General features: G+C 39.0%; 14 protein-coding genes. All 14 read right to left on the reverse strand.

Annotated features, from left to right (window positions below; translation table 11 throughout):
* Window positions 1–5: 5 nt before the first annotated feature.
* The gene (locus tag PP175_RS26890) at window positions 6–668 is read right to left on the reverse strand and encodes a single-stranded DNA-binding protein (protein ID WP_272444160.1); all 663 of its coding nucleotides are present in this window, start codon (window positions 666–668) and stop codon (window positions 6–8) included.
* Between the two features lie 596 nt (window positions 669–1,264).
* On the reverse strand, window positions 1,265–1,609 hold the full coding sequence (locus PP175_RS26895) for a hypothetical protein (RefSeq protein ID WP_272444161.1): 345 nt from the start codon (window positions 1,607–1,609) through the stop codon (window positions 1,265–1,267).
* Window positions 1,610–1,627: 18 nt separating this feature from the next.
* Window positions 1,628–2,458 (reverse strand): hypothetical protein, encoded by an 831-nt coding sequence (locus tag PP175_RS26900; RefSeq protein ID WP_272444162.1) that lies wholly within the window; start codon window positions 2,456–2,458, stop codon window positions 1,628–1,630.
* A gap of 97 nt (window positions 2,459–2,555) precedes the next feature.
* Window positions 2,556–3,047 (reverse strand): hypothetical protein, encoded by a 492-nt coding sequence (locus PP175_RS26905; protein WP_272444163.1) that lies wholly within the window; start codon window positions 3,045–3,047, stop codon window positions 2,556–2,558.
* 208 nt (window positions 3,048–3,255) lie between these two features.
* Window positions 3,256–5,046, reverse strand: a complete 1,791-nt coding sequence (locus tag PP175_RS26910) for an ATP-dependent metallopeptidase FtsH/Yme1/Tma family protein (protein ID WP_272444164.1) — start codon at window positions 5,044–5,046, stop codon at window positions 3,256–3,258.
* 180 nt (window positions 5,047–5,226) lie between these two features.
* On the reverse strand, window positions 5,227–6,423 hold the full coding sequence (locus tag PP175_RS26915; protein ID WP_272444165.1) for a hypothetical protein: 1,197 nt from the start codon (window positions 6,421–6,423) through the stop codon (window positions 5,227–5,229).
* 188 nt (window positions 6,424–6,611) lie between these two features.
* Window positions 6,612–7,199 (reverse strand): prepilin peptidase, encoded by a 588-nt coding sequence (locus tag PP175_RS26920; RefSeq protein ID WP_272444166.1) that lies wholly within the window; start codon window positions 7,197–7,199, stop codon window positions 6,612–6,614.
* A gap of 652 nt (window positions 7,200–7,851) precedes the next feature.
* Window positions 7,852–9,471, reverse strand: a complete 1,620-nt coding sequence (locus PP175_RS26925; RefSeq protein WP_272444167.1) for a glycine rich domain-containing protein — start codon at window positions 9,469–9,471, stop codon at window positions 7,852–7,854.
* Window positions 9,472–9,592: 121 nt separating this feature from the next.
* Window positions 9,593–11,986 carry an OmpL47-type beta-barrel domain-containing protein gene (locus PP175_RS26930; RefSeq protein WP_272444168.1) on the reverse strand — a complete coding sequence of 798 codons (2,394 nt, stop codon included), beginning with the start codon at window positions 11,984–11,986 and terminating at the stop codon, window positions 9,593–9,595.
* 159 nt (window positions 11,987–12,145) lie between these two features.
* Window positions 12,146–14,458 carry an OmpL47-type beta-barrel domain-containing protein gene (locus tag PP175_RS26935; protein WP_272444169.1) on the reverse strand — a complete coding sequence of 771 codons (2,313 nt, stop codon included), beginning with the start codon at window positions 14,456–14,458 and terminating at the stop codon, window positions 12,146–12,148.
* Between the two features lie 174 nt (window positions 14,459–14,632).
* On the reverse strand, window positions 14,633–16,612 hold the full coding sequence (locus tag PP175_RS26940) for a glycine rich domain-containing protein (RefSeq protein ID WP_272444170.1): 1,980 nt from the start codon (window positions 16,610–16,612) through the stop codon (window positions 14,633–14,635).
* A 187-nt stretch (window positions 16,613–16,799) separates the two neighbouring features.
* Window positions 16,800–18,878 (reverse strand): OmpL47-type beta-barrel domain-containing protein, encoded by a 2,079-nt coding sequence (locus PP175_RS26945; protein WP_272444171.1) that lies wholly within the window; start codon window positions 18,876–18,878, stop codon window positions 16,800–16,802.
* A 192-nt stretch (window positions 18,879–19,070) separates the two neighbouring features.
* Window positions 19,071–21,647, reverse strand: a complete 2,577-nt coding sequence (locus PP175_RS26950; RefSeq protein WP_272444172.1) for an OmpL47-type beta-barrel domain-containing protein — start codon at window positions 21,645–21,647, stop codon at window positions 19,071–19,073.
* A gap of 110 nt (window positions 21,648–21,757) precedes the next feature.
* Window positions 21,758–23,617, reverse strand: a complete 1,860-nt coding sequence (locus tag PP175_RS26955) for an OmpL47-type beta-barrel domain-containing protein (RefSeq protein ID WP_272444173.1) — start codon at window positions 23,615–23,617, stop codon at window positions 21,758–21,760.
* Window positions 23,618–23,820: the final 203 nt, after the last annotated feature.

Raw genomic sequence — 23,820 nt, forward strand, 5'->3', positions numbered from 1 at the left:
CTAGATTAATAGACAATTTGTTCCTTGTGTTGCATATCCTGATGAACTACAATATCGTGAACGCCCACTTCATAGGCGGTTCGATTGATTTCTCTACCGATTCCATTTTCTACATAGTTAAAAAGAAAGTTTCGAGAATGAATTCTACCTGTTATATCGATGGTTTCTCCATCCTCGAATCTATTAAGTACGTTTGCGTTCTCACCAAAAGCAACAATGGGAATGTAATCAAATTTCCTTATCCCCTTTTCTCTTCTTACTTTAAGTTTTGTTTCCGCTACCTTTTTTCCTTTTCGTCTGATTTTATAATTTATATTTCCACAGATAATGCCTGATAGTTGAATTTCGTTTTTATATTGGCTTGTAGGGAATATTTCTCGCATATAAGTGGGTTGCACATAGATTTCACAAATACGTTTCCCAAAACTATCTTTATTAAAAGAGCGAATGGTTCCGAAGATTTCAAAAAACTGTCCTTTCTTTACTAGTTTTCTGGCAAATTCACTTTCCTTATAAACCAACAGCTTAATCCTATTGGTAATATGATTGGGAGAAACATACTCAACTTCGGTTTCCAAAACAACAATCTCTCGATTTTCTTTTCCTCTGAAAGAATGGTTAACGGTTAATTCACCTGTGCTTATGCCTACTAACTTTACTTGATTCACCTTCATTCTTCCTCCTAACCAATGCGTTGATAAAGAAATATCCCCTTTTTTTATCTAAGCCATGATTCAGCCTCTATCGGTATTATAGATTTGCATACAGAGAATATAATAGATAGACAAGTCAAGGCGTGAGGAAACGAACTGAGACACGGAAAATAAAAGGTTCAATTCCTCCACATTACATATAAATAGCGAACATATATTCTCTTTTCTCTCATTATAGCATAAAAATTCCCCTTACCATTGAAGTAAGGGGTTATTTTTATCCGTGCATGAAATTTTGAAGTATGCCAATTACACCATGTTGGGATTGATTTCGAGACATCTTTGAAACGTAGCGATTAACGCCTGCTGTTTCTTGATTTTCATAACCAAATTGAGATAACCATATACCGCTCGAATGAAGTAAACCGCCGTAATGAAAATAGCTACAATACCTAGTGATTTTCCCCTAATGGTGTAGAGCCAAATTAAAAAAATATGGGTATAATCAACGAGGTCAACGCACTCAAATATCCATCCCGTTCAGCATATAGATACTTCAAATAAAACTCTGATTCTTCAATCCTTACTTTGAAAGATTCGACATACATTTTTTATAATTCATATTTCTTTTTTACTTTCTTCACAATGTCTGCACCAATTCCAAGCTCTTTTTCGATTTCTTCAGGTGTTTTGTTTTCCTCTAGCATTTGAGTGAATTGTGCCAGAATGTTGTAACCCTTTGCTTCCTTAATGAAAGGAATCACCTTTTTTAATTCATTAGGATTAGCATAAAAGTATTCAACCACTCCTCGGAAAAATCCCGAATTATCAATTTCAACATTTGCCAGAAGTGACGCTTTTTCTTTAACTTCCTCTAACTGGTCTTTATTGGAATCGAGTATTAAAATGTTGAGTTTTTTAAAAAGTTCCGATTCCGTTAATTGTTTGGTTCGCATAGTTTTCACTCTCCTTTTTCATCGTCTCGCTTGTCTTCTTACTGAAACGGTTGCATCGATTGGTGTAGCGGGTTGTGTGACTTCTTGTTCTACAGCAGTAGGTTCTTCAACCATCGTAGTATTCGTTTGAACCATCATCGGGGTAATCCGATACGGTTTTGTAGACGGCATTGGATTCGTTTTCGAAGCCATCGTTGTTGTCCCATCATATTTTACTTGTACGATAGTGTTGCGTTCAAGTTGTTGGTCTTTTCTGCGGATAAATTCTTTAACTGCACCCTCTTCGCTGTAGACATTACGGGAAAAAATTTCAACCACACCATTTGAGAACTCTTGAATACTTGCATAACGTTGCTGGTAGAAAAGAATGAAAATTGCTAATGCAAAAGCTCCCACTGCAAGCGCATTAATTGATGGATTGTTTATAATGGCATACACAGTAGACTTATAGTGTTCCCACTCCACAGTGTCATTACGCACCAGGTAAAGATTTAACCCATAAAACAAAGCGAGAATAGGGAACCGCATCACGCCACCTAAAATAAAAACCTTCATAAAGAACATAAGAAACTTAATGGATTGGTAATCCCTCCGATAGTACGCAGGGATTTCACCTTTCATCATTCTTGGTTTAATAAAGATAAAAAACAATACACTAAGTACCGTAAATGAAAAATCTAGTGTGGCTATCGTTTTAGGATATTGATTGCAGAGAAAATAAAAGCCCATTAGGATAAAAAAGTTCCCTTTTAACATCATTCGAAAACCGTTTGCTGTTTCCTGAATTAATTGCGGATGCATTAAATATTGTAATTTGTTTTGATTGATATTTTGTGAAGCACTAACCATATGTATCTCTCCTGTTCGATAATCTTTCCTTTTAAAATTCATTCCTTCAAAATATCTCGTTTAAATCAAGATAATCTATGACCTGTTATCTTTATGTTTACGGTGTTGATGGCTTACCGCTAATGACCTCTTGTGGCGTAACATGGTATTTGGCTAACTGTGCTTTCAAGCTATCCAACACTTGTGATACGGATTTGGCATCAAAATTTGTTAGTTTTGCATTCAAATCCGCAATCAGTTTCTTCTTATCGACATTTTCAATGCGATTGGATGCATTTGTTAACGCTTGGTTGATACTGTCATTGATTTCTTTCTTTATCAAGTTGGTTTCAAGGATTCCTGTGCTGTCTCGCTTTTGTGCAAATTGATTGTAATTCGTCTCAATTTGTTTGCTGACTTGTGGTTTTAGAAACTTATCCAAATGGAGCTTGGACTGTAAATCTTGGGCGTTCCATATAAAACCCAATTGAAATAAAAGATAGATAATGCCAAGAACAAGTATCAGTTTGACAAAGGATTTCATTAAAAAACTAAGAATTGCGATACCTACTACAACACCTATAAATATAAGTATCCAGGTTGTTATCATTTGTTCACCTCCCATGAAATTTTTATATTATATTCAAGGGCGTGTTTTTTCAAAATAAAAACCTGTTTGTTGTGAGGTTTGGCGTATAGCTTCCCTATTTCTCTTATAGTATAGCATGAAATCAAACGTTGTGTAAAGTATTTTTTACAAAAAACTATTATTAACCTATCACATCAATTTCTCTACAAAAAAGAGGTAGAGATTTTCTCTACCCCTTAAGTAATAGGTGTGGAACGACCAGTTGATTTAATTCCTCTTCATCGATGGTTTCTTTTTCTAGCAAAGCATCCGCTATGGACTTTAGCAACAGTTTGTTTTCTTTCATCAACCTAAACGTTTCTTCGTAAATCTTCTTAGAAAGAGTCTTGGCTTCTTTTAAAATATCGCCTTCGGTTGACTTATCTAAGTTTTCCATATACAACATGCCAAATTCATCGTTCATCCCGAACTCTTTAATCATCGCCATGATAAGGTTCGTGGCTTGTTTAATATCCTGACTTGCTCCCGTTGTAATCGATGATTCATCGTTGGTAAGTAGATATTCAGCAATACGTCCTGCATAACTCACTTTGACATCGTTAATCAACTCTTTTTTCGTGTGGAGTCCTGCCTTATCGGGAATAATAAAGGTAACGCCACCTGCACCAGAAGTAGATGGGATGATGGTAACTTTCGGAACGCTTTTCTTCGTTAAAAGCTTGGCAACCAACGCATGTCCCGCTTCATGCCATGCGACTAATTTTAATTGTTCTTCTTTCACGTCCTTAATGGACTTTTTATCCCCACGCATGACCACTTTATAATAAGCATCATCGATATCATCGTCCTCGATAAAGAACTTTCCTTTACTAACTGCAATTATGGCACTTTCATTCATCAATGTTTCCAGTCCTGCTCCTGAAAAGCCTATCGTTAACTTTGCCCACTTCTCGATATCCACATCTTTTCGTAACGATTTATTTTTAGAGTGAAGTTTCAATATCTCCACACGTTCCTTATATTCAGGAAGTGGGATGGCGATATGTTTATCGAATCGACCTGGACGAACAAGGGCTTCATCTAGGATTTCCACTCGGTTTGTGGCTCCAATGACCACAATACCTTCTGTAGAAGAAAAACCATCTAATTGAGTGAGCAAGGCATTTATGGTCTGGTCTTTTTCCGTGTTGTTATCTATCCCTCTACGTTTACCAACTGCATCAATTTCATCAATAAAAATGATACAAGGAGCTTTCTTACGAGCTTCGGCAAACAAGTCACGCACACGGCGTGCGCCTACACCCACATACATTTCCACAAAATCGGAACCTGAAATGGAGAAGAACGGAACGCCTGCTTCTCCTGCTACTGCCTTTGCACAAAGGGTCTTTCCCGTCCCAGGAGGTCCATAAAAGATGACACCTTTTGGCATCCTTGCCCCCATCTCTTGATACTTGGCAGGATTTTGTAAGAAATCAATGATAAATTGAACATCTTTCTTAACGGATTCATTTCCTGCAATATCATTAAAGGTTACGGATGGAGCCTTCTTTACTTCATGTGTACGAGACTGAAGAATTTTGTTTTGAAATTGGGTGTCTCCACCATTGCGTTTACCCGATATAGAAATGAAATAAAAGATAAGCCCTATGACGACTAAACCAAGTATGTTCTGCAAAAATGACCAGAATGGAGAAGAAATGGCTTCCGAAACGGTCACATCGTGTTTAAGAAGGAACATTTTGAAATCCGATGTTCGAGGATTATCTGTAATATACTCATTATCTGCTTTATCGACGCTGACAAAAGTAGGCGCACTAAAATCAATCGATACACCTTTAATTTGTTTGTCATCTACCTTTTTTAGAAACTGGTTGTAGGTGATAACCGTCGGTGGATTGTGATGCATGACAAAAAAACCTGTTGAAAGTATCGTGGAACCGATAAGCATGAGACAAATGCACAAGATGAACCAATATTCTCCGATAGATTTTACGATGGTATGTAACCGTTTTTTCATTGTTCTCCCCTTTTCCTATCTACTATCTATTTGCTTACACCATTTACAGGTATTTTCTTCAGTCAATTTTAGAATTAAATTTGACTAAAGTCAATTAAATTCATTTATTTATATTCAATTTAAACAAAGAAAAAACACATAGTAAAAACTATGTGCCTTTTATCGTTAGCTTGTAAAAAATTATGAAGCCTTCTTCAAATCCAATATTTGTTTAGGCGGTTCTAATTGCGGTTTTGCTAAAAGCATTTTTTGTTCTTCTAATTGTTGTTGACTGACAACCATTTGAAAGGCGGTTTTCATTTCCTTTTGCACTTCTTTAATCATGGACTGCGTTAATTTTTCATCATGAAGGACTTCTTTTGGAATGAAATCTTTGTTTTCAGTTTGTTTGCCTTGCGTGCCTAAATTAAGCAAACTTGGATTGGATTTAGGAAACAAAGAACTTACAGAATGATTTTGATTTGTTTTTTGAAGCAAAGAAATAATCCCATTCTGTTGATTATTTTGTTGGGGTACTTGTAGAATGGATGGTCTCGACTTCATCATTAACGAAATCATTGGGTCTTCTTTCATCTGGCTTTGTAACACAGAATCTGCAAATTTTCGATTCACAACCAGATTTTCAAGGAATCTTGCTGAAGAACGATTTTGTACTTCGGGTTGCTGAAAACGTAACAGCAAATTACGAGAATTTCCATCCGTTTTAGCGGAATCCTTTTGTGTTGTGGAGAGTAAGGTCTGCAGTTTATTGAATGGGGTTGCTACAGGTTGTGTACCGCTTAAAGTTGATGCAGGAAGTGTCGTTGAAATAGATACCGAAGCACCTCCACTGGTATTTAAAGAACCTCCTGCTGTTACGGTTGTGGGAGTTGCAGGCAAAGCGGGTTGAGGTTTAGCGGTTGTCGGAACACTCGTTGAAACAGGTTGACCAACAGGAGCGGATACACCATTTGTTGGCGGTTGAACAGTCGAAGTTGGCGAAGCGGGGGTCGTGATGGATGCTGTTACTCCTACTCCTGGTGTTTGTGTTTGAGTGGGTGTTTGGGTTACAGGGGATTGCCCATGACCTTTTGCTTTCTGGTACGCTTGAAGAGCTTGCTGTACGATATGAGAAAGATTCAATTTTCCACCTGAAGACAATGTTTTAACGACACTACTGACTACAGGAGCCGATGGATTATTCACATTGTTTGTCACTGCATGGGCAGTATTCGATTGCATGGATTGGGCTAATTGAGAAGCTTGTGCACTAATGGATACGCTATATGCCTGATTTACAACCTGGTTGGCTTTCTGCTGTTTGGATTGGACTACCGAAGAAACCTTTTGCGATGTAATTTGTTGATTAACTTGGTTATTCACAGTATTAATATTCATAAATTTATGTCCTCCATCTTTGAATTTTTATATCGTAATGCTTGACCTTTTTGATATAAAAACCTGAACGATGTCTGAACTGTTTTATGAACTTCTTACAGAAGTAACCTGTTTGATAGAAAATACTAATCAATGGCTCATAAAGAGCTATCTTGGAATGAAAGTGTTTAAACACTTACCTTTTTTACTTACACAAGAAAAATGAAGAGATATATCGAAGAAAGCGCAATGCAAGGTCCAAACGGGAAGAAGTCCGATTTTCTCTTCTTCTTGAACAACAGAAGCAATATGGCGATAATCGCTCCCGAAAAGAAAGAATAAACGATGAATTTCATAATCAAGCCTGTTCCCATAAACAATCCAACCGCTCCTGCCATCTTCACATCTCCCCCACCCATTGCGCCCGTTAACATCATAATGACGAGGAAGAGTACGAAAGCGATAATGCCTCCTAATAGAAGTTGTTGGTAAAAATCTTTGTAAATGAAAATAAAACCTCCACCCAATAACGCTACAATTAAGTTATACGAATTAGGTATCTCTTTGTACGTTAAATCAATAAAGCTTGATGCAATGAGAAATGTTTCAGCAACAGCTAGGACAGCAAATGTAGGGGTCAACCCAAACTTATGGTAGGTGAATGACCATGCTGTGGCGTTAACGATGATAGCAGTAATTTTATAAACCAAACTGTATGGATATTTGATTTTCGTGCTCACCACATTTAATAAAAATTGAGCAAGTATGGCTACAACGATAACGTATAGATAGTCCATATCCCTCCTCCAATCATTGATTATAGTAAATTTATTAACCTAACATTATCACGGGCTTTTGGGTGAAACAATGTCGTTTTGGTTCTAGCTATTTTTACACATAAAAAAACAGTGGAGTTATTCTCCACTGTTGAATAGCTTCATTTCAGGTGAATCGTAATGTTCAATTAACAGGAGACTTTTATCAATCCGCACGTAAGATACAGCTTCGCTTGATACGTTTTCTACATTATCTTCGGCAACAAATTACGCATTAATATCTGGCAACGCCTACACGGAGAAAGATGTACCTTTTGGGGTACGTCTTTTTTGCTAATTGCTGCATATAACGCGGATATCAATGTTTTTTTACAAATAAAAAAGGAAACGACCTAGGTTCCGTTCCCTTTTTTAAAAAATCCGTCCCTTATTGGGTATTGAATCAATCAGTATTGCCGCCCCTTAGTGGAGTTTTCTTGCAATTAATATATCACCCTTTGAAATTAGTGTCAATTGTATAGGTTCGATTTGAACCAACCGCATAAGGTTCAGAACTACCAATTACCCAAGAACCATTTGGTAACTATTCTCATTTGTTTCATAATAATTTGTATATCAAACGTTAATTGATACTAAAAAAGAGACTTTGACATGAAACGCAATCTCTCATTTACTAAGGCTTTAACTGAATCGTAATACTTGTATTGGTTGGCGTACTTCTATCAATCCGCACGTAAGATACAGCTTCGCTTGATACGTTTCCTACATTATCAACGGTTCTCGCTGTTATTTTCGTTTCGCCCTCATTCGTAACACTGAACGGTTGAGAATAGGTCACATAACCTTGGTTAGTTGCCCCATCCAATTTATATTCGGTGTGGTTTACTCCTGATTGGATATCGCTTCCACTTCCGATAGTGACGGGTACAGATGCTTGGCTTGTCCAAGTTTCATTATTTGAAATCGTAGGTGTAGTTGGCGCACTTGTATCGATATTGCTTACAATAATGGATTTTGTTGTTTGGTTTGATTCATTGTCTTCGGCAACAAACGAATATGTTCCGTTTGCGCTTATGGTGTAAGTTGCCGAACCGCCACTAATCCAATTCCCATCTGGCAACTGGATTCTCTTGATTTCTTCGTTATTTATCGTACTCGCAGTAAGGGTAATGACCTGGTTTGTCCAACTTGAAATATTTTGTGATAACGTTAAAATTGGAGCAATATTATGGCGAACGGTGAATGGAATATTGTGCTTTGCTTCTACCCCGCCTTCACTATCTTCTCCCCAAACACTTAACGTATGGTTCCCGATGGATAAATTATTTGCGATTAAAATATTGGTGTAAAAATTTTGATTATATGAGGTGTCTGTTAGCGAAGAAACTGTTACAGTAGAACCATTATCAATGGCATATTTAACGTACATGGTTCCCCTTGTATCAGGGTCGTTAATGGTTCCTGATAGAGTCATGTTGCTTCTAAGATTATATTGTCCATTGGAAGAGGGTGAGGAAATAGTTACAACAGGAGAAGCATTTAAGAATGTAATTCTGGCATATCCATTTCCTAAATGACCATATTCAACGCTACCAGAAGGAGAAGACATTGCCTGAGAACTAATCATTTGCCCATTTTGGACACCTCCAATATAAGAGGTTCCTCCACGAGCACCAGAAGGATAGTCGCCCCACGCTCCTTCTGTACCAGACCCTCCATAATATCCGCCTCCACCACCATTTCCGCCGTAACCCCAATGTTCAATTTCATCTCCGCCGTCGCCACCCTGAGAACCTGACATACCACCAGAAAATAAGCTACCACCGTCTCCACCACCATTTCCGCCGCCGCCACCCCCTGCAACAATCAGTCTCGTTCCAGAATCGGAAATGTCGGTAGCTCCTCCCCCTCCAAAACCAGCAAAATCACTCCCATAGCCAGTTCCTCCTCTTCCTCCCCCATTAAATCCTGCACCATAATTATTAGCTGTACTGCCAATTCTTACTAATAAATTTTGTCCTGCAGTCAATTTGATAGAACCTGATGCATAACCACCACGACCACCATTTCCTAAGTAATTTCCAGCACCTTGTGCGCCCCAAACTTCTAATTGATACGCACCAGTGTATGGAGCCGTAAAAGTGTAAGCCTGTGAATTCGAAAAGTCCCAACTTTTTTCTAAAGCATGAGATTCGATTGGTTTAATGCCTAAAAATAATGTGATTACCAATACAGATGATAGGCTATATTTTTTTATTATTTTTAACGCTAGTTGCTTTCTTTTCAATTTCAAATAAATGATGCTCCTCTCCTATTACTAAAACCTTTCATATTATATACAGATGTTTTACTCGTATGAGTTAAATTGGTCATACAAAAGGGTTTTGTAATTGGATACAAAGCCCTTTTGTCCGCTATGGTTTTAATTGAATCGTAATACTAGTGTTAACTGGAGCACTTCTATCAATTCGTACATAAGAAATCGTTTCACTTGATACGTTTCCTGCGTTATCAAGGGTTCTTGCTATAATCTTGGTTTGTCCTTCATTCAAAATACTGAAAGGTTGAAAATAGGTCGTGTATCCTTGATTGGTTGCGCCTTCTATTTTGTATTCGGTATGATTTATACCCGATTGATTATCGGTTCCTCCCACAATACTAACGGGTACAGATGATTGGGTTGTCCAATTCGTATTGTTTGAAATGGATGGAGACGTTGGGGATGTCGTGTCCACGTTGCTTACCGTAATGGATTTGGAGGTTTGATTTCCCGCATTATCCACCACGATAAAGGTATATGTTCCATTTGAGCCAACATCATATGACGCCGAATTCCCACTTACCAAAGAGCCATTTGGCATTTTGATTTGTTTGACTCCACTCGCATCGTCACTTGCGCTTACCTCAATGGAAACATTGCTATTCGTCCAGGAGGTTGTATTAGGCGTAAAGGTTAAAGTCGGTGCGGTTCTATCAATATTGGAGACTGTAATCGATTTTGTGGCTTTGTTCCCAACATTATCGAATACTGCAAAATCATATGTTCCATTTTGAGTAATGATAAAGCTTGCAGAAGACGCATTCACCCATCCGCCATTCCAAAGTTGAATTTTACTCACACCACTAAACGCATCTGTACCATTTATGCTTAAATTGATATTCCCATTTGTCCAGTTCGTTGTGCTTGGCGTGATGGATAAATTCGGCAACGATTTATCAACCTTAATTGTTTTGGTTACTTCGTCGGACATACTACCATCTGCATTCACCGCTCTAGCGGATAAATTCGTGATACCCTCATTTGAAACGCTAATGGGAGACGTATAGGTTGTCCAATCCTGGTTGGTTGCGCCTGAAAATTTGTATTCAACCGTGTTATTATCGCTTGCATCATTCGAAATCGTCGCTACAACATCCTGTCCAACCCAAGTATTATCTGCTACATTTAAACTCACATTGGGTTCGCTAGGGAAAACAACGTATTTTATGGTTACATTGTACGCATAACGGGTTTCATAGGTACGAGTGTCAACCGCAGGTTTGGTTACATATCCTTGGTAATTCCAAACACGAGTATCGATGCCTGGTTGACTTACATAACCTGCATAACGGTAAACTCTTGAGTCAATTTCTGGTCTTGATACGTAACCTTGATACCTGTATACTCGTGTGTCTATGGCGGGCTTGGTGACATATCCTGCATAATTATATACACGGGTATCCGAAGCAGGCTTCGTTACGGTTCCTGAATATGATTGTTGCCAAACACGTGTATCCGCATTAAGAGCAGGAATTCGTCCAACATACGTACAAACCATCCCTCCGTAATCTCTATCATTCATATAACCAGAAACAGGTATATATCCTGCATAATGATAATAATAATCGCTTCTCGTAACGTAAAGTTGAGAAGGACACCCCGCATCCGCAAGTCTGTGCGCTCTCTGATTTGGTGCGCCGTAAACATCAAAAGCTTGTGTGCTAACATTTTCATAGCTTCCGCTAATAACGGTAGCACTCCCGCTTGGATACAGCGTTCCTGAATAGCCACCCGAATTATAAGAAATCGAACTAGGTAAAGTTCCTGTCTTACCTGTTCTCGAATCGGTAACTTGCTTCGAATCAGCAGGAGTTTGGCTTCCGCTAACTACATAAGGGGTTAACAATCCAGAATAGCCTTGGTAGTCATAATAGTAAGAATAACTTTGACCCGTTACATATTTGGTTTGTGCAGGGGTATAGCTTCCGCTTTCCACATATTGAGATAAGGTTCCACTATAACCATAAGAATCACTATAATTAGCCGAACTCATTCCTGTTACCCATTTCACGCCTGCTGGCGTGTCACTGCCACTATAAACGTAAGATGATAGTGACCCCGAATAGCCTTGCCAATCACTGTAGTAAGAAGAATTTTGACCTGACACGTATTTGGAAGCCCCTGGTGTGTAGCTTCCGCTCACAAGATAAGATGTTAGATAACCCCAATATCCTTGACCATCAGCATAATAAGAAGAGCTTTTTCCTGTGACGTACTTGGTATCAGATGGTGTGTAACTTCCTCCCGTTTGAATCACAGTTCCATTGCCATTGCTGACATTTACCGTTAATTGATTTCCGTTTATCGAATAAGAAGCATTGCCATTATCGGATGTGATGCTTTGCACATTTTTAAGATTTGGAATCCTTAGCGTTTGGTTTCTATTTTGTTGGGTATTGGACGGAAAGGAAATGTTTTGCGTTTTGACAACGGATGTGGATGCAAAAGCCTCCTGTGGAAAGGCAGAAGTAAATAGAGTGTTTGCCAAGGTTAATCCTAGAGCAATCGCTGTCGTTATTTTTTTTGTAAATCTGTTTTTAATAGAATTTTCCCTCCTTTTACAAACATATGATTTTTATACTATATGTATTCTTTTACAGAATACAAGAGAGACTTTGCGCTTAATTGTCAAAGTCTCAATCTTTTACTACGGTTTTAACTGTATCGTTATGGATGTATTACTCGGAGTACTTCTGTCAATCCTCACATAAGATATGGCTTCACTTGACGCATTACCGACATTATCAATGGTTCTTGCCGATATTTTCGTCTCTCCCTGATTTGTTACGTTAAAAGGTTGAGAATAGGTGACATACCCTTGGTTTGTCGCCCCTTCCAGCTTGTACTCGGTATGATTGACACCTGATTGGCTATCACTACCCCCTACAATACTTACAGGAACGAACGATTGGGTTGTCCAATTCGTATTGTTTGAAATCGTAGGAGCAGTTGGGGGAGTCGAATCGATGTTACTTACCGTAATCGACTTTGTGGCTTGGTTTCCTGCGTTATCTTCGGCAACAAACGTATACGTTCCATTTGCACCAACTGAATAGGATGCAGAGTTTCCACTTACCCAGGAGCCATTTGGTAATTGAATCCGTTTCACTCCGCTTAAATTATCCACTGCCGAAGCAGTTATGGTTACATCTGCATTTGTCCAACCCAACGGGCTTGCTGATAACGATAGAGAAGCATTTGATTTATCAATCCATACCGTTTTTGATATGACATCAGAAATACTTCCATCGTTGTTTACAACTCTGGCATTAATGGTTGTCACTCCATCTGTTGAAATGGAAAAAGAAGAATAGTAAGTTGTCCATCCTTGATTTACCGCACCAGTTAAGGAATACTCCACATGAGACCCAGGAATTCCGATATTTCCAGAATTATCAAGATTTACAACCACATTTTTATTTAACCATTGATTTTCAGGTACATTAAAGTTAATGGAAGGTGGATTTGGTGGGTCTGTATATTGAACGGTTACACGATAGGAATAACGAGTTTCCCAAGTTCGAGTATCAACCGCTGGTTTGGTGACATAGCCTGCATAGCGATAAACCCGTGTGTCGGATTCGGGTCTGACAACCGTTCCACCATACGACTCTGTGTATTGATACACTCGTGTATCGGATTCGGGTCTTACAGTATATCCGCTATAGTTTTGTGAATAAGAATAAACTCGTGTATCAGAAGCGGGTCTCGTCACATAGCCTTGATATTTGTACACTCGTGTATCCGATGCGGGCTTTGTGACATAACCTTGATATTTCCATACACGGGAATCAACGGCTGGTGAACATACGTCTCCATACATATACAAAGCCCACATTCTCCAACCATAATCATAAAATGGAAGTTCGCTTGGTGGTTGATATAGTTTCGTTTCTTGTCCATTTTGTGTGTAAAAAAATCCTCTCCCATAATGCCAATAAACATTATTCGCTACCATTTGACCGTCATAATATTCACGACCAAAATAATCAGCGTACATAGAATGCAACGTTACCGTGATGCTTTGACAAGTAGGTTGTGAATAACTTCCACTTTCCACATAAGAGGAAAGCGTACCAGAATACCCTTGCCAATCACTGTAGTAAGCAGAAGCTTGCCCTGTCACATATTTGGTATCGGCATTTGAGGCAGAACCACTTTCTATATACTGGGACAAATTTCCTGTATACCCGTATGCATTATAAAAAGTGGAGGTTTGCCCCGATACCCACTTCGTATCAGCAGGCGTATAACTTCCAGAAAGAAGGATAGCAGTCGGACTTCCGTTTGCCGAAAGTGTTCCTGAATAGCCCCCACTGTTGTATACCTTGGTGTTGGCAAAAGACTTTGCTGATGAATAAGAAGTATCCATTATATATTTGATATCTAATGGCGTATAACTTCCGCTAATCAGTGTAGAAGACGGATTTCCATTTGCTGAAAGTGTTCCTGAATAACCTCCGCTGTTGTAATATTTCGTACTTGAAAAATTATTCGAAGACGAAATAGAAGTATCCGTCATATATTTGCTGTCGTATGACGTATAGCTTCCACTATAGAGATAAGAAGAAAGATAGCCTGAATAACCTTGATAATCCCAATAATAAGCCGAGGTTTGCCCTGTCACATATTTCGTATCTGCAGGTGAATAACTGCCTCCTGTTTGCACGGTTGAACCCGAACCGTTGCTTACATTGAGCGTTAATTGGTTTCCATTCACTGAGTAAGACACATTTCCATTATCTACGGTTACACTCTTTACTTCTTTCAAATTTGGAATCGTCAGGGTTTGACTTCTATTTTGTTGGGAATTAGATGGGAATGAAATAGTTTGTGTTTTTGTTACGGCGGTGTAGGCATAAGCATCCTGATGAAAAACAGGAAGAATTGCTAGATTGCCAACAACAATGCAGGTCAGTGTAAGAAGTGTGGTGAGTTTTTTTACGATTTTTTTCCGCATATTCATCATCCTCCTTTCTTTTAGAGAAAAGCTTTCGATATTACATTGTATTCCAAAATTTGTTTATTATATTGACTATAGGATATGAATTATATATACTTGATTATTTCGTTAAAAAAAAGACTCTGCTGGTTTGGCAGAGTCTTACAAATCATTTCTTTATCAATTTTGGTTCTATGGTTTTAGTTGAATCGTAATACTGGTGTTAACTGGAGCAGTTCTGTCAATCCGTACATAAGAAACAACTTCACTTGACGTATTTCCGACATTATCAATCGTTCTCGCTGTGATTTTGGTTTCCCCTTCATTCGCAACGGTAAATGGTTGAGCGTATGTCATATACCCTTCGTTGGTTGAACCCTCCAATTTATATTCCGTTCGGTTAACCCCTGATTGGCTATCTGCACCTCCCACTATATTTACGCTAACAGGAGAAGTACTCGTCCAATTCTGGTTGTTTGAAATGGAAGGAGCAGACGGCGGAGTGGTATCAATGTTGTTAATAACAATCGATTTTGTTGTTTGGTTCCCAACATTGTCTTCGTCAATAAATGTATACGTACCGTTTACAGAAACCGTATAACTCAAAGAGCTTGCGCTTACCAATGAACCATCTGGTAGCTTTATTCTTTTTACGCCACTTCCAACATCACTTGCTGTTACGTTTATTACAACGTTCGTATTTGCCCAAGCTGTGTGGTCTGCCGTGAGTGTTAATGATGGTGGATTTTTATCAATATTCCCCACAGTAACGGATTTAACCGTTTGGTTTCCAGACAAGTCTTCCGCTACAAATTGATAGGTTCCGTTTTGAGGAACAACATAATTTACCGAATTGCTATATATCCAGTTTCCATCAGGTGTTTGAATTCGTCTAATTCCTTGATTATCTGAAGCGGATGCGGTAATCGCTATACTTTGATTGGTAAGAGAAGCATTGCTTTGTACCAGAGAAAAATTAGGAGGGACATTATCTATCACACTAAAAGTGATATTTTGTTTGTTTCCAACTCCCCCTTCATTGTCTTCACCCCATACTTGGATGCTATGATTCCCAATCGATAGATTACTAGGAATCGTATACGTCGTATTGAAGTTTTGGTTATAAGATGTATCCGTTAACGTGGAAATGGTAACAGGAGAACCATTATCTATCGAATATTTAACAGACATCGTGCCTCTAGCATCAGGGTCATTAATGCTTCCAGAAATGACAATAGTGTTTCCCTGCGTATATTGTCCATTAGCAGATGGAGATGAAACACTTACAGTTGGGGGTGTATTTAGAGAAGTAATCCTTGCATAGCCGTTTCCAGACTGTCCAAGTTCACTTTCCCCGTTCGGAGAAGGAATCCATTGGTTTCCATCAATGGTTTGTCCATTTTGAACGCCTCCAATATAACCAGAACCTCCACCCCCTCCTGAGCCTAACTGGTTGCCACTGGTTCCACCGCCACCTCCGCCGAAGTAGCCACCGCCACCTCCGCCACCACCTCCGCCGCCGCAACCTCCACTAGCACCCCTTCCTCCTTGTCCTGAATAACCTGATGTGGATGTTTGTGGGTAACAATAATCTGGTCCTGCCGTTCCACCACTAGATTGCGAACCTCCTGCACCTGGATAACCTCCCTGTCCGTTAACACCATTCATGCCTCCTCCTGCTCCACCTGCACCATTCCAACCTGAACCACCGCCACCGCCAGCTATAATGAGTTTTTGAGAAAAGCTATGGATGTCGGAAGCTCCTCCCCCACCTCCCGCTTCTTGATAGCCGTTATAATCACCTTCTCCTCCTCCATTAAAGCCCCCTCTTACATAAGAACTGGAACCTGATGAACGTAGGTTTTCACCTTGTGAGCCAACATTTATATATAAAGTGTCACCTTGGGAAAGGAAAATTTCCCCCGAACTGTAACCGCCCTTCCCTCCATTGGAATAGTCAACTCGTCCTCCTCCTTGAGCACCCCATACTTCTAATTTGTATTTTCCAGAGTAAGGTGGGTTAAAGGTTTGTGTTCCGCCTGTATACCCGTAGTTCCATACCTGACCTGAAGCATGGGACTCAATGGGTTGTATTCCTGAAAGCAATGTTGAAAATAATGTAGAAGCTAAAACTAACGATTTGAATTTCGAGTATTTCTTTATTTTTTTCATATAATTGTGTTCTTCCCTCCAATCGTGGATGTAACATAATAAGTTCAAATTAAGAAAGTATTCTATATGTTATTCGAGAAAAGGAAGTTTACTATTTCGATTAAAATAATCTTTTGTCAGCAAAAATCTTATCATGCTCTTTTTTCTCCATAAAAAAAAGACAGCAAATGCTGTCTTCTTAAATTGTTTATGGTTTTAACTGAATCGTAATACTGGTGTTGACTGGAGCCGTTCGGTCAATACGTACATAGGATATCGTTTCATTGGATATATTCCCTACATTATCAATCGTTCTAGGGGTTATTTTCGTAACCCCTTCATTTGTAATGCTGAAAGGTTGAGCATAGGTGACATACCCTTGATTGGTTGCGCCCTCTAATTTGTATTCCGTTCGATTTACACCCGATTGTGAATCACTACCCGATAAAATCGTTACATTTACGGACGAAACATTTATCCAATTGCTTTGGGTCTGGATAGTAGGACTTGTCGGTGCAGTCGTATCAAAATTAGATACCGTAAAGGGTTTTGTCACCGCATTCCCCGCATTGTCATAGGCGGTAAAGGAATAGGTTCCATTTTTCCCAACATTGTAATCCACAATGGATTGATTTACATAATTTCCATCTGGAAGCTGAATTCTTAAAACACCCGCCCCACTATCTGTAGCAACCGCATGGATAGTTAGATGGCTATTATTCATCCAATTCGAGGTGTTTACGCTAAGAGTCAAAGAAGGAGGTTGATTATCGAGGTAATGAAAATGGGTTACAGGGGATACGTTTCCTGCATTATCAATCGCCACAACATGGACATAAAAGGCTTTGTCTCTTGGAGCCTCAATAGCTGTCGATGTTGTATCCACAATACTATCTGGAACTGTATTTGGATTGTGGTCAATCACATAGCTGTATCCTTTGATGCCTGCTGTTAGGGTTACAGAAGCGGTATTGGACTGTATTTCATTAACCGCAGTTCTTGCCTTTACCAGGTATTGGGATGTCACACCGTTGTCTGTGCTACCGATAGAGAGTGTTTCTCCATTTGCTCTATCTGAACTCACGCTGACTGCAGGTGCATTTGGAGCGGCTGTATCCATCCCAATTCTATCTAACCATGACAGATTAGGCGTGGTTTGAGAGAGATAAAACAGGGTATTCGCTATAATCCTCACTTCCGCTTGAGAGATTTGAGGGAAAGAGTGACCAGAATTGATGATGGCGGTATTGTTAAAGGTATGAACGTAAAAGTTATTCGTTCCACTTGCACCTGTTCTTGGTGAAACCGTAAATTCTTTAAAAGGAATGTTATAGAAACCTGTTGGGTTTACCGTTTTCATCCAGACTTCGCCTTTTGCGAACACATTCAAACCATGATGATAAGGAATTTGATAGATTTGACCAAGGTCTCCTACTTTAAACGGGAATTCCGTAAGCAATCCTTTTTTTACAATTTCAACCTTATCCCCTGACGGCCAATAGCTGGAATAGTCACAAGGAACATTTTCTGGTTGTAAAAAAGATACCGTGGAAAACATCGTTCCATATGCATCCGTACCCGCATAATCTGGACACTTTGAATACGTTTGGTTGGAGAAAATTTCGACGCCAAGTTCATTGGCTAACTTGTTTACCCCTCTATCTAAGGCACGGTATCCGATGGTATGGTGAGAAGTCATAAACCCTCCCCCATCCTTTATATAGGCTCTTAAATATTCAACGGCTATATCATTTGGATAAATAACGTCAGGAAGCAAGTTCCACATGCCATAAAAAACAGCATCGTAGTTCCAAGCTCCATTTACTTTTTTTAAATATTGGGATGGGTTGGCGTTAAAACTTGAAAGAGATACGGTGTCAATCGAAACACTATTGATGTTTTCTTTTTCTAACCAGGTTTTGAGAATACCCGAATCAGGTACGGGTTTACCATCTAAGTCAACTTGTCCACCCGATAGTCCTGTGTTCGTAATGCCTATGCCATCAGGATAAATATTTAAAACTTTTACGGATGACTTAGAGGGAATACTCTCCCAACTACCCGACGAATTGACTCGATACACCATATAGGTTGTGGGTGTATTAACATAGGGACTATTCCAATTTAATTGCACACCATTTTGATTGGGATTCGGAGTTGCAGTTAATGTAAAATTGCTGGATTGTGCAAAGCTTCTAAATGGCGTTGTCATCAACGAAAGAACGATTAAAAATAACAAAAAATGAATCTTGATTCGTTTCAGGCTTAAATAGGTTCTTATTTTCAAGCCTTTTCCCCCTTCCTCTATGTTTATTTTTCTTCTTTATTTTATGGACTAGCACAACTATTCATTTCTTTTTTGTTTCTTTTTTTATTTACTTTGATTGATTATAGTCAATTATACCATAAACTAAGTGATTTATTTAATGACATAAATAACAATAAGAGGCTCCTATTCGGAACCCCTTAAGAAGAAAAATTATTTCAGTTGAATGAGAATACTGGTATTCATTGGAGCACTTCTATCGATTCGCACATAGGATACCGTCTCATTCGAAACGTTACCAACGTTATCAAATGTTCTTGCGGTTATTTTCGTAACCCCTTCATTCGTAATAGCGAAGGATTGTGCATAGGTGACATATCCTTGATTGGTTGCCCCTTCCAATTTATATTCTGTTTTGCTCACACCAGATTGTCCGTCTTGTCCAGAAGTAACAGATACAGGAACGGAAGAAACGTTTGTCCAAGAAGTATTATTGTTGATAACAGGCTCAGTCGGAACGGTTTTATCAATATTGGAAACGACAATCGTTTTTGTCGTGGTATTGCCCATGTTGTCTTTAGCAACAAAGGTAAACGTTCCATTCGAAGAAACCGTATAGGTAGCGGAACTCGATTGAATCCAGTTTCCATCAGGTGTTTGGATGCTATTCAGACCTGATTCATTATCTGAAGCTGTTGCGGTTAAAACAACATTCCCTGTCGTCCAGTTTGTGTTCGAAGAAGCGACAGATAAAGTTGGAGGTGTATTGTCTACATAATGATAATGAGAGACGTTTGAAATGTTTCCTGCATTGTCCACGGATGCCACATGCACATAAAAGTCATGAGCTATGAGTTGATTTACCGTGTAATGCGTGGACGTTGTTTCAATCGTTGCGTCTGGAATTGTATTGGGATTTGTATCAACCACAATAGAATAGCCTTTTAGTCCAGATGTGATGGTAAGGGTTTTGATATCCGATTGGGTTCTCACGTTATCATTTGCACCAATTGCTTCTACATAATACTGATAGGTTGTCCCTTTATCTGAAACACTCGTATAACCAATTTCGGTTTTATTTGCATTTACATCAGGAACAACGTTTGTGATGGGTGGTGCATCTGGAGGCGTTAAATCTTGTCCAGAATGTTCATCCCATGAGGTTTGATTTGTGGTTTGAGACAGATAAAACAAGGTATTCGCAAGCACTTTTTGTTCATCAGGCGTTGCCATTCCACTACTATGACCTGTTTGAATCATGGCAGTGTTGTTCCATGTTGTCAGATAAAAGTTATTGGTTCCAAGACCTGTATTCGGGTCTGAAATCACAGCACCCGTTGTCAATGGAGCAGATGGATGGTAGTATTGCATCCAAATATCCCCTACAGCTATATCTCCTGTCGAGTGCGAATAAGGCGTGTCCAAAACCGTGCCAATATCGCCAATCGACCAAGGATAATTGGTTAATAGACCTTTCTTTTGTATTTGTACTTGTGATGAACCAATCCAAGGGATATCCGCAACTTCAAATCCACCATTTTCAATGTTGAAGTAAAAACGTAAGGATGTAAAATTAGGGTGTCCTCCCCAACCGTTGCTTTGTATCAAGGTATCGTGACCAAAAAGTATGCCTCTACCGCTTTGTATCCAAGGAATCAAGGTATCTCTTGCTTGGGTGGAGATATCACCTGAAATGTCGCACGAACCGTTACAATCCCAAGAACCAAAGAAGACGGTATCGTATTTCCAACTTCCATCTGCATTTTTTAAATACGCATTGGGATTAGCGTTGAAATCATCTTTGGAAACGGAATCGACATTGATTAATCCTTTTCCGTAACCTTTTGGGTCTTCATTATTCGGTTGTTCCATCCACATTTTCAAACTTGCTGATTTTGGAAGTGTGTATGATTGACCTTTCCAGTTGGTAAACGAAATGGTGTCCGAAACAGATGGATAGATATTTAATACGTGGGAGGTTGCTTTTGCAGGAACCGTTTGGAAGGAAGATACACCTTCTTGCTTTTTATAAACCATATAGTTGTATGGCTGTCCATTTTCAGGAGGATTCCAATCCATATGAACAAAGTTTCCTGATGGGTTAGGCGTAATGGTTAAGGCTGGTCTTTGCTCTCGAATATCTACCGATTTCGTAAGAATCGTGGAACCTGTGTTGTCATAGTCATACAGGATTTGAGAACCACCCTTATATACACCAAACACCAAACTCATGCGTTGACCAGGTAGTTGATAGCTCCAATTGCCATCATAGTTAATGGTATTTGCATTCGTAAGACCAATCGCCTTCATGGTGTTTCTAAGATTTGTAGTCAATGTACCAATGGCGTCATTAATTGCGAGAAAAATAACCGTTCCTCTTGGAAGGTTGTTAATGTCATTGGCTAAATTATCTCCCAGATTCAAGTTTCCATAAGTGTCATAGTCCTGTTGCTTGATAACATTCATGGTTTTTGGGTCAAGAGCGACCAATGACCAGCCTCTTCCACCGCTATACACCAAAGAATTATCCTTTGACACCGTAGCTTGTGGATGCCAATTCCATGCAGGAAGATTGTCACCAGCAGAAGTTATTGTAAAATGGTGCATGTCATCCGTGGCTCTGCATAACTTTTGATAGGTGGATATATAAAAGACACAACGAAAAGAATGGCAAGAAACATCGCACATAACCGTTGAAATGAGATAATAGGTCTTTTTCGATACATTTATTTCTCCTCTCTCTTCTTCAGGAATTTGATAGGTTGAGTATATTCCTCTATTCGATTTCATATAAAGTTCTACCTTCTCTTATATTGTATGAAAGATAGTCTCCTTTCATTTAGATAGACTCTTAAAAACAAGAACAGTGGAAGCCCTCCACTGTTCGTTTTACTTTATTCTCACTTTAGTTGAATCGTGATGCTTGTGTTCATAGGCACACTTCTATCGATTCTCACATAGGATACACTTTCGCTCGAAACATTTCCCACGTTATCGATACTTCTTGCTGTTATTTTAGTAACCCTTTCATTGCTTATTGAAAAGGGTTGCGAATAGCTGATATATCCTTGATTGGTTGCGCCTTCTAATTTGTATTCCGTTTTATTTACACCAGATTGCCCATCCACTCCAGATGTAATGGATACAGGAACCGAAGAGGCGTTTATCCAAGACGAATTTGTGGTTATGACAGGTGAACCAGGCGCAGTGGTATCAATATTGGATACCGTAATTGATTTCGTCGTAATATTCCCCGCATTATCCCTTGCTTGAAACGTATACGTACCGTTCGCTGAAACAGTATAACTTACTGAACCATTCTGAATCCAGTTCCCATCGGGAAGTTGAATGCCATAAAGTCCTGACTCACTATCCGATGCGGTTGCTGTCAACGTTGCATTTCCGTTAATCCAGTTCGTGGTGGAAGCGACCACTGACAAATTCGGAGGCGTATTGTCCACATAATGATAATGAGCGATACTTGACATATTACCAGCATTATCGATAGCGGCAACATGAACATAAAAATCACGACAATTGATGTTTTGATTTAACACATAGTGTGTCGATGTCGTTTCAATGATTCCATCTGGAATCGTATTCGGGTTATTATCAACCATAATGGAATACCCTTTGATTCCTGATGTAATGGTACTCGTCTGGATGTTGGAATTGATTCTCGCATTATTATTCATTCCTATTGCTTGAACATAATATTGATAGGTTGTTCCGTTATCCGAAGCAGAGCTGTAATCTACACTGATTTGAGAAGTTTTGCTATTTGGAACGACATTCGTAATCGTTGGCGCATTTGGCGCATTGAAATCTTGACCAGAATGTTCATCCCATGAGGTTTGATTCGTGATTTGAGACAGATAAAACAGGGTATTTGCAAGCACTTTTTGTTCATCAGGCGTTGCATTGCCTGTACTATGTCCTGTTTGAATCATAGCTGTGTTATTCCAAGTGGAAAGATAGTAGTTTCCATTACCTTGTCCGTAAATATCTGTACTACTTCCATTAAAATTGGTGTAGTCCATCCAAACATCTCCATATGAAATTTGAGATGTGGTATGAGAGGCGGGAACGGTTAGAATCGTTCCGACATCCCCAATGTTCCAAGGATAGTTTGTTAATAGTCCTTTGTTTTTGACTCTAACCGTCACATTGCCTGAATAGTCTCCAGCCGTTGGAATATTATTTGGCACAGCAGAATCGAGACCCACGACTTTAATGTTTAACCACTGTCGCAATTCGTCTGTATGGGTATTCCATACAGTTTGATACATGATAGTATCATGTCCTGCTAAATACCCTCTTCCATCTGCTATCCACTTCTTTAAAGATGCAACCGCTTGTGGACTGTAGTCATCTTCTGGTTGAAAACCATTACCATCCCAAGCACCTTCAAAAACAGCATCATATTTGTACGTACCGTCTGGATTTTTTAAATACGCATCAGGATTTTTATTAAAATCTGGAATAGATACAGCATCCACATTTATTAAACCTTTACCATATCCCCTCGGATTTTCTGCATTGGGTGTTTCCATCCACATTTTCAAACTTGCTGATTTTGGAAGTGTAAAACTCTGACCTTTCCAATTGGTAAAGCTTATCGAGAGGGAAACTGGCGGATAAATATTTAATACGTTAGCCGTTGCTTTTGCAGGAACGGTTTGAAATGTTGAACCCCCTTCTTGTTTCCTATACAACATATAATTATAGGGTTGTTGATTGTCAGGTGAATTCCAATCCAAATGAATAAAGTTTCCCAAAGCGTTAGGCGTTAAGATGAGGTTCGGTGTCTGTGCATATGCAAAGCTTGGCAAACCTATTGATGAAATGATTAATAAAGTAGAAAGAACCACTTGAGAAAAGTACTTTTTTAATATTGTTCTTTTTGTTTTCAGATTTTTTCCCTCCTCTCATTTCAATCTTTTGTTTTTATTATGGTAAGAAC

Origin of the sequence: Aneurinibacillus sp. Ricciae_BoGa-3, assembly GCF_028421645.1 — a bacterium.
In the GTDB taxonomy this organism is placed as follows: Bacteria; Bacillota; Bacilli; order Aneurinibacillales; family Aneurinibacillaceae; genus Aneurinibacillus_B.